The sequence below is a fragment of the Halomonas halocynthiae DSM 14573 genome (genome assembly GCF_000425725.1).
Taxonomy (GTDB): domain Bacteria; phylum Pseudomonadota; class Gammaproteobacteria; order Pseudomonadales; family Halomonadaceae; genus Halomonas; species Halomonas halocynthiae.
In genome coordinates, this window is sequence record NZ_KE384441.1 from 344,734 (window position 1) to 360,619 (window position 15,886).

General features: G+C 52.7%; 11 protein-coding genes. 6 read left to right on the plus strand and 5 right to left on the minus strand.

The window, feature by feature from the left end; genetic code table 11:
- Positions 1-92: 92 nt before the first annotated feature.
- Positions 93-2,327, minus strand: a complete 2,235-nt coding sequence (locus H616_RS0113525) for a TonB-dependent receptor (protein ID WP_084155925.1) — start codon at positions 2,325-2,327, stop codon at positions 93-95.
- Positions 2,328-2,521: 194 nt separating this feature from the next.
- Complete coding sequence (locus H616_RS0113530) at positions 2,522-4,276, minus strand: alpha/beta hydrolase (protein ID WP_084155927.1); 1,755 nt, start codon at positions 4,274-4,276, stop codon at positions 2,522-2,524.
- A 161-nt stretch (positions 4,277-4,437) separates the two neighbouring features.
- On the opposite strand from H616_RS0113530, the gene H616_RS0113535 reads away from it, so the two are divergent.
- Positions 4,438-5,307 (plus strand): MOSC domain-containing protein, encoded by an 870-nt coding sequence (locus H616_RS0113535; protein ID WP_240470607.1) that lies wholly within the window; start codon positions 4,438-4,440, stop codon positions 5,305-5,307.
- Here H616_RS0113535 and H616_RS0113540 read toward each other — a convergent pair.
- Positions 5,300-5,851 (minus strand): cysteine hydrolase family protein, encoded by a 552-nt coding sequence (locus tag H616_RS0113540; RefSeq protein ID WP_027967831.1) that lies wholly within the window; start codon positions 5,849-5,851, stop codon positions 5,300-5,302. The two genes, H616_RS0113535 and H616_RS0113540, sit on opposite strands and share 8 nt — an antisense overlap.
- A 91-nt stretch (positions 5,852-5,942) precedes the next feature.
- A complete protein-coding gene (locus H616_RS0113545) occupies positions 5,943-7,682 on the minus strand; it encodes an isocitrate/isopropylmalate family dehydrogenase (RefSeq protein ID WP_027967832.1) in 1,740 nt (579 codons plus the stop codon).
- 548 nt (positions 7,683-8,230) lie between these two features.
- Between H616_RS0113545 and H616_RS0113550 the strand changes: the two genes are divergently transcribed.
- The 3 genes from H616_RS0113550 (at position 8,231) to H616_RS0113560 (ending at position 12,382) form a co-directional block, all read left to right on the plus strand.
- Positions 8,231-9,208 (plus strand): TAXI family TRAP transporter solute-binding subunit, encoded by a 978-nt coding sequence (locus tag H616_RS0113550; protein WP_027967833.1) that lies wholly within the window; start codon positions 8,231-8,233, stop codon positions 9,206-9,208.
- Positions 9,209-9,346: 138 nt separating this feature from the next.
- Complete coding sequence (locus tag H616_RS0113555) at positions 9,347-11,941, plus strand: TRAP transporter permease (protein WP_027967834.1); 2,595 nt, start codon at positions 9,347-9,349, stop codon at positions 11,939-11,941.
- 12 nt (positions 11,942-11,953) lie between these two features.
- Entirely contained in the window at positions 11,954-12,382 is a 429-nt protein-coding gene (locus tag H616_RS0113560; RefSeq protein WP_027967835.1) for a universal stress protein, read from the plus strand.
- A 63-nt stretch (positions 12,383-12,445) separates the two neighbouring features.
- On the opposite strand, the gene H616_RS0113565 is transcribed toward H616_RS0113560, so the two are convergent.
- Positions 12,446-12,964, minus strand: a complete 519-nt coding sequence (locus H616_RS0113565) for a CreA family protein (protein WP_205619105.1) — start codon at positions 12,962-12,964, stop codon at positions 12,446-12,448.
- Between the two features lie 372 nt (positions 12,965-13,336).
- Between H616_RS0113565 and nosP the strand changes: the two genes are divergently transcribed.
- Positions 13,337-14,524 (plus strand): nitric oxide-sensing protein NosP, encoded by a 1,188-nt coding sequence (gene nosP, locus H616_RS0113570; RefSeq protein WP_084155929.1) that lies wholly within the window; start codon positions 13,337-13,339, stop codon positions 14,522-14,524.
- Entirely contained in the window at positions 14,496-15,875 is a 1,380-nt protein-coding gene (locus H616_RS0113575) for a hybrid sensor histidine kinase/response regulator (protein WP_338035756.1), read from the plus strand. Before nosP ends, H616_RS0113575 begins: the two co-directional genes overlap by 29 nt.
- The last annotated feature ends 11 nt before the right edge of the window (positions 15,876-15,886 follow it).

Here is a 15,886-nt window from a genome sequence, read left to right on the forward strand (position 1 = left end):
TTAGCATTTTTTTGACGGGTGTCAGGCGGTGGCGGCCCCGATATATGTCAGCCGCCATCGCCATTGTTGGAAGAATGGTCCCTTGAGGTGTATTAGAAATCCATCGTCCAGCCAAGAGTGAAGGTACGCCCTCTGCCCTGATAATCATACAAGTACTCTGGGCCGTAGTAGGGCGAGTAAAACATCGCGGCGCGCTGCCCCCATACGGTGGAGTATTCTTTGTCGAGCAGGTTGTCGATACCTAGTGTTAGTCGGCCGATGCCAAGGTCCTGAGCTAATGCGAGGTCAACGGTGGTGTAGCCGTTAATTTGACGATCATTGTCATCTTTCAGGTTATGGGCATGATTGGCTTGCAGACGTGCGCTACGGCTTGCTGCCATATTCTCCCAGCCGAGGAAAGCCGTGGCAGAGGACAGTGAGGCATAGCGGGCATCGCGCTTTTTCCAGTTGCCGTTTCTGTCTTTCTGTTCTGAGCGCACGAGCTGCAAGGTGCCGCCAACTTCAAAGCCGCCATTTAAGTAGCGCGTGACTGCTGCTTCTAAGCCATAGTCGCGCTTGTCTTCATTAACGACATTCACCGACAGGTCTTTAGCATTCTCGACCGCTTTATTGGACCAAGAATAATACACTGCTGCCTGAGTGCTCCAATTAGCATTATTGAAGCGCCAGCCAAGTTCTACCTGGTCGGTTTTGATAGCTTCCAATGGGTTGCTGCTAACGCTGATATCGGCACTTTTACCGTAGTATTTTGCGGGGTCTGGTAGCTCAAAGCCTTGGCTGAACTGGATCCAGTTTTGGTGGCCATTATCGTAGTCGTAAAGTGCGCTGGCGTTGAGTAGGGTCGCATCATAGTCATTCTTACCACCTGGAATGCTATTGAAGTCATCGACTTTTACGTCCATATGTTGCTGGCGTACACCAGCAGAGAGCGTTATCGCATCTGTCACTTGCCAGTCGCTTTGGGCGAAACCAGCGTAGCCGTTAACTTGGTAGCTTGGGTAACGCGGCCTAACGTCACGCTCTGATTGAGTCAGACCGCCGCTGGCATTAGAGGTGGCGATATCGAAGTACATCTGGTTGGCGTCGAAAGTTTCGCGGTCCATATCCAGACCATAGGTCAGAGAAACGCGATTGCTTAGCTCGGCGTTGAATAACGCCTTAATTCCACCAAGGTTGGTGTCTTGCTTAGAGGTGCGAAACTCAACTCCTTTGGTTGTCGAGTAAGGGAAGGCATTGAAGCTAGCTTCTTCTTCGCGATAAAACGCTTGAAAGTAGAAATCCTGACCGAGTAGGTCGGCATGGTGGTATTGAAGGTTAATCATACGCCGATCTGTTTTGGGGTCGCGGTCTGAGGAGTAACCATCGCGGATCTCTGCGCCGTCCAGATTACCTAGTGCCAGGTTGGGAAAGTAGAGGCCGCGCTCGCCCTCGTAGGCTGAGCGGTAGAGCTGAGCTCCTAGTGTTAGTGTTTGTTCATCGCTCAGCTCCAGTTGGGCAGTGCCCATGATGTCGATGGAGCGGTTGTCCTGTAAATCGGTTTGCGCAATGTCTGGGAAAATTTCGTTACCGCGACCGTCATAAAAACGGCCATTGTCTTGATAGGCTACCGCTAGGCGACCCTGTAAGCGCTCGCTGCCACCGCTGACCGACTGAGCTAGACGAAAATTAGCATCGTCGTTGCTATTAAGTCCGCTGGTAACACTGGATGCCGTGGAGAAGTGGCGGCCCGGACCTCGGCTTTTCTTTGTCACAATGTTGATGATGCCGCCGGTAGCACCACCACCGTAGAGGCTACTGGCGCCAGACAGGACTTCGACGCGCTCAATGTTGAACGGGTCGATAGAGTCAAACTGGCGAGATAGGCCTCGGGAGCTGTTCAGTGAAACTCCGTCGATCAGCACTTGTACGCTGCGGCCTCGCATGTTCTGGCCGTAGTTAGTACGTCCCTGGGGTGCCAGGTCTAGCCCTGGCACTAGTCTGCCTAGTGCGGTTTTGAGGTCGGCACCGGTAGCTAGCTGGGTTTCTAACTGTTGCTGATCCACCAGCCAGACTGCCCCAGGAATTTCGCTGATTGATTTCGGTGTGCGAGATCCGACCACTACCATCGTTTCTTGTGACTGAATGGTGGCTTCATCAGTGCCGGTGCTAGTCGTGGGGGCTGCGGCAGTAGACGGTTGTGCCCAGCCTAGCGATGGAATGGCCGCTAAAAATACAAGGGCGAAAGAGGCTCGCAAGGTAATGTGGGTCGATTGTGCATTGCGAATAACTGGTGCAGCAGAAAAGAATTGAGGCAACGCGATAGTATGAGTTGTCGTTTTAGAGGTCATGAAAACATCGCTTAGATTAGTGTTGCTGGCCTATCGAAAAACCAGAAAGGGTATCGAGCGAAGTATAAGCGGATAAGACCAATAATGCGAAGCGTTCGTATTATTGGTCTTGATTAGGGGGCGCAAGGCGGATTGAGGTTGTCAGAGGGCTGAGGCGAGTAGCAGTTCGCGTGAGCCCTCAGAGCGATGGGCCCTCATCCATTGCGTGCTTCATAGAGGTCATTGTTGCCGTCTTTCTCAGCGGCCTTTTGGCGGGTTTGTTCACTCAGGTATGTTTTCAGCCGTGTAATAGCGTCGGGTGCCCAGCCCGGTGCGCCGGCGACTGATACCCAGCCGTTTATGTAGTGCTCGGGTGCATACACATGCCCATAACCAAGCGGTGTTTCTGTCGAGAGAAACATGTCGAAGGTGAGCTGCAAAAAAGAAACCACAGGGTACCAGCGAAGCTCTGGTGAAACGTCAGGCCCGCGGGGACTCTTTAGCCAGTCGGGGCTGCGATAGAATGTGTGAGGATTGAAGAAGGTGATGGCATCGCTGGCGTATTGCAGATAAACAAAGCGCACTCGACCCCATGGGGTTTCTTCAGGAACAGGTGAGCCGTCCTGGTTCATAAAGCGAAATAAACGGTTATCGCGAAATTCAGGTAACCATTCTGGAGAGCCTGGTACGCGCTCTTTGGTCACTCGTTGCCAGGTTTGGCTGGCGAAGGGAGGGCCGCTCCAAAGCGCGCCGTCGATAGGGTCACCAAGCATCTCGAACAGCTCAAACGAACGGGCTGAGTTCATCGCGCCCAGGCTTAGCCCATGTAAGTACAGGCGTGGCCTTTCGTCGTGGGGGAGGCGTGACCAGTAGTTGTAAATTTCGCTGAACAATGCCCGCGATGAGTCCATGCCATACTCGGGGTGTACCGTTAACGACAAGGGGCTGGATAGGTAGGAGTACTGCATTGCTACACTAGCAATGTCACCGTTTTGTAGGTATTCGACAGCATTAATTGCTGCTGGATCAACCCACCCCGTGCCTGTGGGGGTGATGATAACCAGCATAGATCTATCAAAACCGCCGGCGCGTTTTAACTCAGCCAGTGCTAATTGAGCGCGCTCCGTCACGTTATCAGAGCTTTGCAGCCCAACATAGGTACGTATTGGCTCCATGGCTGGTCTGCCAGATAGCGTTTGAATGTCTTGAGCACTCGGCCCCGAGGCAATGAATTGACGGCCTGTGCGACCTAATGACTGCCAGCTTAAAAGAGACTCTTGATTGCCGCTGCGGTCGGCACGAACCGGTTCGGGATATTCGGGTTCCAGTAAGGCGTCGTATTGACGAAATGATGCATCCAGTAAGGGGAAAAGCCCTTGAGCCAGAACGCCGTTTGCCAACACCCAAACCAGAGCCAATGCTGTGATGGAGCCGAATAATATGGCTGCGCGGTGTGGCAAACGTCGCTCAACATGGCGGATCAGAAAACGAGCTAGCTGGATTACGCTTCGACCGATGGCGATCAGCACAAAAAAGCTTGCAAGAGCCGTTAGGCAAACCAACCACAGATTCGCGCTGTCAAGGGGAGCCATGGACATGCGTGATCGAATAGAATTTTGCCAATCAACGGCGTGCCATAAACAGAAGATAGCGAACGCCACGCAAAACGTGCCGAGCACAAGAGTTGTCAGGCGTAGGGCGCGCCCTCGTAGAGGAGAAAACTCCAGATAGTTCCACGCTAGCTGAAATGCAGAGCCCAGGGTGTAGCCCATGGCGGCGGCAATGCCTGCTATAAGTCCTTGCATCAGTGGTGGGCGAGGAATCATGGACGGAGTAAGAGCGGCTGCGAAGCACAGGATAGCTAGAAAGAGACCGACTCGGCTAAGAGGGGCGAGAAAGTGTCGCGTGGCTGATGGTGCGCACTGATCCTTGGAGGGGGGCAAGTCGTTGGTTTTCGCTGAGTCGCGCATAGCAACGCATTTCCTAGATATATGATATTTTTCAAATAGTACCTTATTGACATGACCTGTAACCAGCCGTGAATGACAAGATATTTTCTTCATGTGTGGGTCGGGTTACCTATCAAATTATTGGTTTATGTTAAGACCACTGAATAAGCTGGCCTTAAACCATGTCGTGGGAGATCAGCGTGCGTATTACCCAGCTAAATATTTATCCAGTGAAGTCGTTACGAGGTATCGCCCTTGAGGAAGCAAAGCTTGTCGAGACGGGGCTGGCTCATGACCGAGAGTGGATGTTGGTGGATAGTGTTGGACGCTTTGTTACCCAGCGGGAGTTGCCGGCTATGGCGACCATTAGCGTTTTTTTGGATGCGGAAACGTTGCGCTTAGAACATCCGTCTCGTGAGCCGTTGTGTGTGCCGCTTGGTACGCCTGAAACGCTAGACGAGCGCCTACGCCACACGGTTTATGTATGGAAGGATCGTTGCGAAGCGTTGGATGAAGGCGATGAGGCAAGCCGTTGGTTGACGGACGTGCTGGGCGAGCTTAAAGGAAGCCAGCTACGCTTGGTACGTTTTGCACCTGAGCATCGGCGGGAGGTCGAGGGCGATTTTCTCAAGCCAAACGAGCAGTCACATACCCGTTTTGCTGATGGCTACCCACTGCTGGTGGTCAATACGGCGTCACTTAATGCGCTGAATAAGCAGTTGGCTGAGCAGGGCGTGGAAGCGGTGCCGATGAACCGCTTTCGCCCGAATATTGTTGTAGAGGGTGAACCAGCGTTTGCGGAAGTGAGCTGGGCAGAGCTAATGACTGCAGGGAAAGGGCGCTTGGGCCTGCGCAAGCCATGCCAGCGTTGTAAAATTATTACTCAGGATCAGCACTCTGGTGTGGCACCTGCACCCAAAGAGCCGTTACGTTCGCTGGTGCTGATGGGTACTCAGCCTGGATGGCGGGGAGCTTTCTTTGGCCAGAATGCCATTGTGCTGGAAGGGGTGGGCACCACGCTGCGTGTTGGTGAGTGCTTGGCGGCTAAATAACTTTTCCGCCCAGAGTGGTTTCAACGTGGTTCAGAGCGAAGTCGTGGCCCTGGGGGTTGAAGCTGGCGACGCCTTTGCGATGTACAACGATATCAAACCCTTTGTTATAAGCATCCACGGCCGTGTGCAGGATGCAAATATCAGTGCATACGCCCACTAAGTGTAGTTCTGTAATGCTACGCTCGCGAAGCTTGAGTTCCAGGTTGGTGCCGGTGAAAGCGCTGTAGCGTGTTTTGTCGAAGTAATGCACTCGGGGCGAGTGCTGGTGTGTTGCATACAGCCCGGCTAGTTTCCCGTAGAGCGCCCGCCCGGCAGTACCCGTAATGTTATGTGGCGGAAACAGTTTGGACTCGGGGTGGTGTGGATCATTGGCTTCGTGGGCATCGATAGCGAAAAAAACGTCGTCGCCAGCTTGAATAAACGCTTCAGTGATGGCGACGATGCTGTTTTCTAATGCTTGTGCGGGCTCGCCGCAGGTTAGCTTTCCGTCCTCTGCGACAAAGTCATGAGTGTAGTCGATGTTCAGTAGTGCTTTATTACTCATTGTTACCAACCCTGGGTTATGCGGCCGCAGGAGGCTGCCCTGCGACCATGATGGTGACGCTTAATTCTTCACGTTATTTGTGAGGCGTCACTCAGGCGGAAAGACGGGCTTCGACGGCGTCCAGAAAGCCTTGCATATCGACGACACGCTCGGTTTCTGGTGTCGTGGTTTTGCCTTTCAAGTCGCCGGTAATAATGCCGTCTGCGACGGTATTGATTAGCGCTTCTTTTAGCTGGTTGGCGTAGCCCATTAGCTCTGGATTGTTATTACGCTCACCGAGCGTTTCTAGCGCGTTGGCCACGGCAAAAATCAGGGCCGAGGAGTTAAAGTGCGCTTCTTTGCCGTCAGTTTCTAGGTACTTCAGGTACAGGTCGTGCGCGGTGCCGTGAGGGGCTTCGAACAGCATGGTGCCATTCTTGCTTTCAATGATTGAGCTTGCGGTGGCTAGGCTGCCGCCAAGCGCTGCGGAAATATCTGAAAATATGTCGCCATCCAGGTTTTGCGCTGGGTATAGCGCGTTGCGGGGTGGGTCGGTAATCATTTTGATCAATTGGCTGGAAGGCCGCATGATCATGAATGATGGTGGCGGTGTATCGGCTTTGGCTAGCTCATAGCGAACGTCTGTTATGATCGTGCTGAAAACGTCGTCGTAGTCCATGTATTCGCGCTTGAGCCCGAAGTAGACTTCCTTGCTCTTGCGTGACGCATCGCGGAAGACTTGCAGCACCCAGTCTTTAATGGCTTCGCGGTCGTTAGACATCAGCAGAATAGGGTCGCCACGTTTCACGCGCCGAGCGTGCCGTTCTTCCCCATCGATAATCACCTTAAGAATGCCATCTTCTGCTGCCGGCTGATTAAAGCTGCCGTATTGGTCACCGCCTCCTGCGCTCATGCGGGAAATCGATACCTGAGCCTTGCGCTCAGGTATGCCGTAGCGTTTGAGTTGCTCAACCAGCTTATAGAGTTTGCGGCCAGTGTTGTTGTCTGGCACGCCCCATAGTGCACGCTCTGGCGGATTGGCGACTAAGCGAGCGGCTTGCGCATCAATTAATTCGTAGTGATAGCTTAGGCCTAGGGCTTCTGCTTTGGCCTGGTAGTTTTGTTGATAGATGTCTTCAATGGCTGCGCGCATCACTCCGTCATAACCCGCAATGACGGTGTCTTTGAGGCCAAGATAAATATCACGCTGCTCGTCCAGCGCACGTTGGAAAAAACGATGCGCCCAGGCTTTTACGTCGTCTAAATCATTGGTGGCTAGTAGCCAAGGGTCGCCTTTGTTAACTTCGCGGCGATGTAGCTCTACAGGGTCGCCGCTGGCACCGACGAACAGTAGCTTGATGATGCCTGTGGCGTCAGATAGTGCGCTGCTGCTGTGTTTGATACCCCCCATTTCCATGGTATCGACTTCGATATCTCGACCGACCCACTCAGGCGTATTGACCTTGAGGTTACGGAATTCGATGTCTTCACGGGTAATATTGCCGCCAATCCCTTTACGGATCGCACCATTGGGTGACTTGGTGGCCAGAGGGTGTAGGTTGGAGGTGTCAATTTCGGGGTGCTTGGCCAGCATGTCGTTCAGCTGGCTGCGGTTCACCGTCATGCCCGCATTTTTTATACCGACACCGTGTGTATTAAGCGCCTCGATGGCATCAATGACGGCTTTACCATTGGTGAGTAAGCGATTTTCTGCGGTTAGGTCAACTTCTACCAGATCCAAGTCCAGTCGAGATGTTACGAACGTCTCCAGGATTTTCTCAAATGCGACCTGCGCCATCTCATCACCGTGCAGGATAACCAGAGGGGCCGTTACTGTGATTTTTTTGCTCATCATTCTACCTGTATCTAAGGTGTGAAGCGGTGCCTAAATGAAGACAGGGTACTCCTGACGCTGATGGTTCTCCAGCGTCAGTCTACTGGGCTGGTGAGTGCTAAGCACAAGCCAGCCTCTGCTCATAAGCCTTAACAGGTTTTTGTTAAATGTGGTGTAGTGTGCCCCTTAAGAGGGCTGTCGCGGTGATAGGTGAGATGAGCGGAGGTTCGCTCTTGCTCGATATTTTTGCGATAAAAGTTAGGCAGTGAAAGGTGAATAAGTAATAATTAACGGCGATTAAACGTTTTTTGTAGTTTAGACTGCTGTTAGGGATGGTTAATTACGCTTTCTCTAAAGTAGATGGCCAAAACTCAGTATAGGATGATGCCGGTTCGGTCTTTCAGATATAGTGAGAACAGGGGCAGATCGAAATTCTTGTTTTGAGCTCTGGACGCTGGCTCTAACTGATCGTTCCCAATGGTAGGCTTGACGTCATCTCTTGAAACGGCAGCGCTGTACCGCTCGCTTCAAGCGATGGATTGCTAACGCACAATTGAGGTATGCCAATGAAACGTCACGTATTTTCCGCCGCTACGTTTTCAGGTGTTCTGCTGGGCGCCGCCATGTTCGCTACGCCTGCCGTGGCTGAAGAAGAAACCTTTATTACCATCGGCACAGGCGGTCAGACCGGTGTTTACTATGTGGTTGGCCAGTCGGTATGTCGTCTGGTGAACCGCATGGAGGATGCCAACGTCCGTTGTAACGCACCGTCTACAGGTGGTTCGGTTGCTAACGTCAACGGCATTAAATCTGGCGAACTCGACATGGGTGTGGTGCAGTCTGATGTGCAATATCAGGCATTTAATGGCACTGGTAACTTCGAAGGAGAGCCCTATGAGAACCTACGCGCTGTCTTCCGTGCCCACGGTGAGCCGCTGACTATTTTGGCGCGTGCTGACTCTGGCATCGAAGTGCTGGATGACCTGAAAGGCAAGCGTTTTAATATTGGTAACCCCGGTTCTGGCCAGCGTAATACCATGGAAGTGGTTATGGGTGCCAAAGGCTGGGACATGGACACATTCTCTTTGGCATCACAGCTTGATGCGGCAGAAATGGCCTCTGCCTTGTCAGACAACAACATTGACGCCATGGCATACGTGGTGGGGCATCCTAACGGCTCCATCCAAGAAGCGACTACCACGGTCGATTCGCGCCTGATTCCGCTGAATGACGAAGCCATTCAGGGCATCGTAGACGAGTATCCCTACTACTCGAAGTCAGTCATTCCTGGTGGCCTGTATAAGGGCAACGACGAGGATGTCGAAACGTTCGGTGTGGCAGCGACTTTCGTAACCACTGCTGATGCTAGTGACGAGGTGGTTTACACCACGGTTAAGGCAATCTTTGACAACTTTGATCGTTTCAAGAAGCTCCATCCGGCGTTCGCCAACTTGGAGCCTGAGGATATGGTAAGTTCTGGCCTATCCGCTCCGCTTCATGACGGTGCTGCGCGCTATTACCGTGAGCAGGGCTGGATCGAGTGATCGTCATTGTCTGACGTGATTGAACAGCCAGGTGGATAACTGATGCGCGGCTCCTGTCCTGGAGCCGCGCATTTTATTGAAACGATCGAAAAACCGGAGAGTTAGCCGGTATTTTCCCCACATATTCAGGGCATGCTGATGACTGAAAATCATAAAGGATCGTCTAGCACTGACGTCGACCTGGAAGATATGGTCGCTTCAAGCGACTCCGGAGCGCGAAACCCGATTGGAATGCCCGGCAAGCTACTGGTTAGCATCGCTGCGCTCTGGTCGCTTTTTCAGTTATGGATCGCTTCTCCTCTCCCGTATATGGTGAAGTTCGGGGTATTCAACGCCACGGAATCGCGCTCTATACACTTAGCATTTGCCATGTTTTTGGCTTTTATGGCGTATCCGGCACTCAAGCGTTCACCACGTGACCATATTCCTATTCAAGACTGGGTTATGGCCCTAGCTGCTGCTTTTTGTGGTGGCTATATGTTCCTGTTTTACGAACAGCTGGCACAGCGCCCTGGTGCGCCGATTCTGCAGGATGTCATTGTCGGAGTCGTCGGCATACTGTTGCTGCTTGAAGCGACGCGACGTGCCCTAGGGCCGCCGTTAATGATTGTGGCGATGGTATTTCTGGCCTATAGCCTGGCTGGGCCCTGGATGCCCGGTATTTTGTCGCATAAAGGAGTGAGCCTGTTCGGGTTGATTAACCATCAGTGGCTGACGACCCAAGGGGTGTTTGGTATTGCTCTGGGGGTTTCGACCAGCTTTGTTTTCCTGTTTGTTTTATTTGGCGCACTGTTGGATAAGGCGGGCGCGGGTAACTACTTTATTCAGGTCGCGTTCTCTTTGTTGGGCCACTATAAAGGCGGACCTGCTAAAGCCGCCGTGGTGGCATCCGGCATGACGGGGCTGATCTCTGGTTCATCAATTGCCAATGTGGTAACCACCGGAACCTTCACTGTGCCGATGATGAAGCGGGTGGGCTTCTCATCAGAGAAGGCCGGTGCTGTTGAAGTGGCGTCTTCGGTTAATGGCCAGATTATGCCACCCGTGATGGGGGCTGCGGCTTTTTTGATGGTGGAATACGTTGGTATTCCTTATGTTGATGTAATCAAACACGCTTTTCTTCCCGCGCTGATTTCTTATATTGCACTGGTTTATATTGTTCACCTTGAAGCACTGAAGGCTAATATGCAGGGCTTGGAAAGCAGTAACCCACCCAAGCCGCTGGTGCGTAAGGTGGTGGGATTCCTCGCTGGCTTGCTGTTGATGATGATCACCTCGTTGGTGGTCTATTACGGCTTGGGTTGGCTGAAGCCTGCATTAGGTGCTGCCGCCTCTTGGTTTATTGCTGCCGCGCTGGTGGTGATTTATCTGGTGTTGCTCAAGGTTGGGGCTGACTATCCTGAGTTGGAGCTTGATGATCCTAACTCTCCGGTAATCAAGCTGCCGCAGACACGCCCTACGGTGATGGTTGGTTTGCAGTATATTCTGCCTGTGGTGCTGTTGATTTGGTGTCTGATGGTTGAGCGCTTGTCGCCTGGGCTATCGGCTTTCTGGGCCACAGTGCTGATGGTTTTCATCATCGTGACTCAGCGCCCAATCATGGCCATGCTGCGCAACCAGGGGAATATAGCCAGCGATCTACGTGAAGGTGCGATGGATCTATGGGTGGGGCTGGTGACTGGTGCCCGTAACATGATTGGTATCGGCATTGCGACTGCGACGGCTGGCATTATTGTTGGTGCTGTCTCGCAGACAGGGGTGGGCTTGGTACTGGCCGATGTAGTGGAAATCCTGTCCATGGGCCAGCTGATGCTGATCTTGCTGTTTACCGCGATACTCAGCCTGATTTTGGGCATGGGGCTGCCAACTACCGCTAACTACATTGTGGTGTCTGCACTGCTGGCGCCGGTTATTGTGCAGCTGGGTGAACAGAATGGCTTATTGGTACCATTGATTGCCGTTCATCTGTTTGTTTTCTATTTCGGCATCATGGCAGATGTGACGCCTCCGGTGGGGCTTGCATCGTTTGCCGCAGCAGCTGTATCAGGTGGTGATCCGATTCGAACAGGCTTCCAGGCGTTTTATTACAGCTTGCGTACTGCTGCTTTGCCGTTTTTGTTCATTTTTAATACTGACTTACTGTTGATAGACGTGTCTTGGGCTCAAGGTATTCTGATCTTTGTGGTCGCAACGGTAGCAATGCTGATATTTGCTGCGGCAACGCAGGGCTTCATGCTGACCCGTAACCGTTGGTATGAGTCGGTCTTGCTGCTGTTGATTGCATTTACGCTGTTCCGCCCAGGGTTCTGGATGGATATGATCGACAATCCTTATAGAGAAGCCGCACCGACCGAGTTCTCACAGGTCCTTGGTAGTGTTGAGCCGGGCACTGAGCTGCGCTTGCAGATTAGTGGCGAGGATTCTTATGGTTCACCGTTAACAACCTATATGCGCTTGCCTGTTCCTGACGGTGATGATGGTCAGGAGCGGCTCGATAACCTGGGCCTTGAACTGATGACCCGTGACGGGCGCGCTGTTGTTGATATGGTGACATTTGGTAGTGAGGCGTCGAAGCTGGGCTTTGACTTTGATCAGGAGATTATTAAGGTTCAAGTGCCAGAAGGCGGCCTGCCTAAGGAGTTGATGTGGATCCCTGCTTTCCTCGTCTTTGGGCTGGTCGTCATGCTTCAGCGCCGTCGTCGAGAAGATGACACCGTAACGGCGTCTGCCTGAGGAGAAATGCGTATGTACAGCAAAATTCTATTCCCTGTTGATCTCAGTGAAGAGGCATCATGGAGCAAGGCGCTGCCGACAGCGATAGAGCTATGTCGGAACTTTGGTGCCTCGCTGCATGTGGTAACGGTTATGCCGGAATATCGTATGCCGTTGGTGGGATCTTATTTTCCTAAAGGGTATAAGGAAAAGGCTCACGAGGCGCTGAATGAAGCACAGCACGCGTTCATTGCTGAGCATGTCCCAGAGGAGATTCAGGTACAGAGCGTGATCATTGATGGCTCGCCTTGGGAGGGTATCGTTAAGGTAAGCAAGAAGCTGGGAGTGGACCTTATCGTTATGGCCTCACATAACAAGCGTCGATTCGCTGACTATGTTTTGGGGCCCAACACGGAGCATGTGGTGCACCACTCTAAAGTGTCGGTAATGATTGTGCGCTAACGCTTGGTTATTTCGTTGGACCACTCTCTTGAATACCAGCGCCTGGCAGGGCGCTGGTATTTTTTATTCAGCAGCGGTGGTGTTGTCAGGAGTCTCGGGTTGGGGCGTGTAGGCCTCAGTGCCCCAGAGGGGAATGCTGCTCAGTGAGTGCTTGAAACTGCCCGACGTTTTCTTGGTGCTGTAAACGAGGTAGAGCAATACCTGTTGGTTTGCATCGTAGATGCGGCGCAAATTCAGGTTCTTGAACAGTATGCTTTTTGACTTCCGGTGCAGCACCTCGCCGCTGGGAGACGTGTCTATGTCGGCAATCATCTCGGCGGTAATTGGGCCGGTTTGACGGCACGCTAGGCTGGAGTCAGACGGATCGGATAAATTCAAGTTAGCCTCCACGTTACTTAAGTGGCAGGTGATGCTGGGGATGTCAGGGTCCGTCAAACTTTCTATCTTGATATCCTTGGTGGTGAATATGCCCAATGACACATCGCCAACTTCATTTTCATTGCCACCACATCCGGCGAGAAATAACCCCATCCCAAGTATTGCCATCACCTTGATGTCGTTTTTTGCCAGACCCTTTGCCATGGTTTCATTTGCCTCGTTCATGCTGGACTTATTGCCGCGTGACTATTGCCGTTTTACACATCGAGAGCGATGTTGCTCGCTCAATTCGAAGGGGATGTATAACACGATGCCTGATACGCTAATCTTCAGTTATCCCCATTTTCCTATCAGTGGGTGCTAACTAGAAGCTCTCTCGGCGGCCATGATCACTTTGACGTTGTTGGTGCTATGCCGCTTGCTGCCATGTTCGACCGTTCATGGTGGTAAGTCCAGCGCTAAGGTACGACGAAGTTTTGGGTCTTGCTGACTGAGTCGGGGGCTTATCTTTCGCCATCGTTCGGGGGGCAGCTAAGCTCTTCATGTGTGTTACCAGCTGTTTAAGGAGAGGTGTCGATGATGACTGTGCCTGGTGATGTCGGAATAGCGTCACCGGATATTCAGTGGCCACATGCAGCGAGTAGTGCCTGCAAAAATCCTGACGAGGCGGCAGCGGAGCTTGCTTTAGCATTGAAGCATCCGGACTTGAGCTTTGTGCTGTTCTTTTGCAGTGCTGACTATCCTCTAGAGGCGCTAGGTGTCGCGCTGAATTCGGCATTTAGCAACGTGCGGTTGGCCGGCTGTACTACGGCGGGAGAGATAACGCCTTTGGGGTATGGCAGAGGTTGTATTGTTGCGATTGGCTTTAATTATCAAGATTTTTCCGTGTCTTGTGCTCGTATTGAGAATCTGGAGCGTTTTACGCTGCCGTGTGCTCAGCAGCTTGTAGATGGGCTGTTGGCAGATTGTCGTAGCCAAGCACCGAGTCGTGTTGATCGTCGCTTTGCGTTGACGCTACTTGACGGTTTATCCAGCAGTGAAGAGCAGGTATTGGCGGCTCTGGAAGCGGCCCTTGGCGGGATCCCAAATTTTGGTGGCTCCGCCGCTGATGATAACCGCTTAACCGATACCTATGTCTTTGCCGACGGTGGATTTCATCGCGCCTCAGCGGTTGTATTAGTGGTTTCAACACCGCTGCCGTTTGAGGTGTTTACTACGCATCATCTGCGTCCGCGTCAGCAAAAGTTGGTAGTGACCCGGGTGGATGTTGAGCAGCGGCGAGTGCTGGAACTTAATGCAATGCCTGCTGCTGAGGCTTACTCCCAGTTGGTGGGTATTGCGCCGTCTCAGCTTGATGAGCGTGTTTTTGCCCAGCACCCCTTAGCGGTGCGTATTGGTGACCAGCACTATGTGCGCTCGATACAGCGAGCGGATGAGGAGGGCGGGTTGCATTTCTATTGTGCGGTGGAAAATGGCATTGTGCTGACCGTTATGCAAGCGGCTCCGATGCTTGATCAACTGAGTGAACTGTTGGTAGACCTTGATGCTAGGCTGGGGCCGCTTTCGTTGATTCTCGGCTGCGACTGTTTTTTAAGGCGCTTAGAGTTAGAAGACGAAGGGCTGATTGCGCCAGCGTCTCGCGTGTTAAGTGAGGCGGGGGTGGTGGGTTTTAACACCTATGGTGAGCAGCATCAGGGAATGCATATTAACCAAACCTTTACTGGAGTTGCCATTGGTGCTGCCGCCCGACTTACAAGCACTTGAGCCACCCTATAACAGCGCTCGCGAACGCCGCATGGCGGAGCAGAATGCTCGGCTGAGGCGTATCTGTGCCTCGCTAATCGAACGAGTTGAGTCGGCTGGGCTTGCAGGAGGGGCACCCTATGCAGCGTTTGAGCACAGCGTACTGTTGGCCGAACAGGTGCGTGACCGTACCGAAGCGTTGCGACGCACGCTGGAAGAGCTGAGTGAGGCCAACTACCGGCTTGAGCAGGCAAGAGCTGAGGCCGAAGCAGCAAATCTTTCCAAGACGCACTTTCTCGCCGCTGTTAGTCACGACCTGCTCCAACCTCTGAATGCTGCTCGGCTGTTCACAAGCGCCTTAGAGGATCAAGTACTGCCAGGTGACGCACCTCGACAGGTCGGTAATATTGGACGTTCGCTCAAGGACGTGGAGTCGCTGCTTGGCACGCTAATCGACATTTCTCGTTTGGATGCTGGGTTGCTGCAGCCTGATGTCACGACATTTCGTGCCGATGAGCTGCTTGATGTGTTGGCCGAAGAGTATCGCCAGATGGCCCACGCTGGCGGGCTCAGTTTTCATTATGTGCCAAGCTCAGTAGTGATTAAGTCGGATTTGACGCTCTTGGCCCGAGTCATGCGTAACTTTCTTAGTAATGCCTTACGTTACACGAACTGTGGTCGTCTTTTACTCGGCTGTCGGCTGCGTCAGAACGGACTAGAGATGATTGTGGGGGACTCTGGGCCGGGTATTCCCGAGATGCAGCGAGATGATATTTTTCTCGAATTTCATCGAGGTGACTGGACCCAAGACACCGAAGACCGTGGCTTAGGCTTGGGGCTTGCTATTGTTGATCGTATCGCTCGCATGCTGGGGCATCCGCTTAAGCTGGTTTCGCGGCCAGGGGGGGGCTCCATGTTCTCGATCCTAGTGCCTTATGGGGAGGTAACCGAATACGAGGACAAAAGCACGACAGGCCGAACGCTGGATGACGGGCTGCGTGGCATGCGGGTGTGGGTGCTTGATGATGATAACGTCATTCTTGATGGCATGCGTGTACTGTTGGAGGGCTGGGGGTGCCAGACAGTCCTCGCTTCAAGCACTGCTACGCTGGACGCGATGTTGGCGACGTCAAGCACAAAGCCGGCTGATGCCTTATTGGTGGACTATCATCTGTCCCGGGGTGAAACAGACGGCCTGAACGTTGCGGACCTGCTGCGTCAGCGTTTTCCGAATTTGGCCGTTATTCTGATTACGGCAAATCATGAGGCTGAGATTCGGCGCGAAACGCGCCAGCGCGGTTTTGGCTATTTGCTTAAACCGATCAAACCCTTACGGTTGCGAATGCAGCTGAATGCGATATACCACGGTTGATCAGCCTTGAT

Excerpts from the sequence above, each read along its gene's own strand:
- H616_RS0113545 (WP_027967832.1), bottom strand. The coding sequence starts at position 7,682 with ATGAGCAAAAAAATCACAGTAACGGCCCCTCTGGTTATCCTGCACGGT.
- H616_RS0113525 (WP_084155925.1), bottom strand. The coding sequence starts at position 2,327 with ATGACCTCTAAAACGACAACTCATACTATCGCGTTGCCTCAATTCTTT.
- H616_RS0113530 (WP_084155927.1), bottom strand. The coding sequence starts at position 4,276 with ATGCGCGACTCAGCGAAAACCAACGACTTGCCCCCCTCCAAGGATCAG.
- H616_RS0113565 (WP_205619105.1), bottom strand. The coding sequence starts at position 12,964 with ATGGCAAAGGGTCTGGCAAAAAACGACATCAAGGTGATGGCAATACTT.
- H616_RS0113535 (WP_240470607.1), top strand. The coding sequence starts at position 4,438 with ATGTCGTGGGAGATCAGCGTGCGTATTACCCAGCTAAATATTTATCCA.
- H616_RS0113560 (WP_027967835.1), top strand. The coding sequence starts at position 11,954 with ATGTACAGCAAAATTCTATTCCCTGTTGATCTCAGTGAAGAGGCATCA.
- H616_RS0113540 (WP_027967831.1), bottom strand. The coding sequence starts at position 5,851 with ATGAGTAATAAAGCACTACTGAACATCGACTACACTCATGACTTTGTC.
- H616_RS0113555 (WP_027967834.1), top strand. The coding sequence starts at position 9,347 with ATGACTGAAAATCATAAAGGATCGTCTAGCACTGACGTCGACCTGGAA.
- nosP (WP_084155929.1), top strand. The coding sequence starts at position 13,337 with ATGATGACTGTGCCTGGTGATGTCGGAATAGCGTCACCGGATATTCAG.
- H616_RS0113550 (WP_027967833.1), top strand. The coding sequence starts at position 8,231 with ATGAAACGTCACGTATTTTCCGCCGCTACGTTTTCAGGTGTTCTGCTG.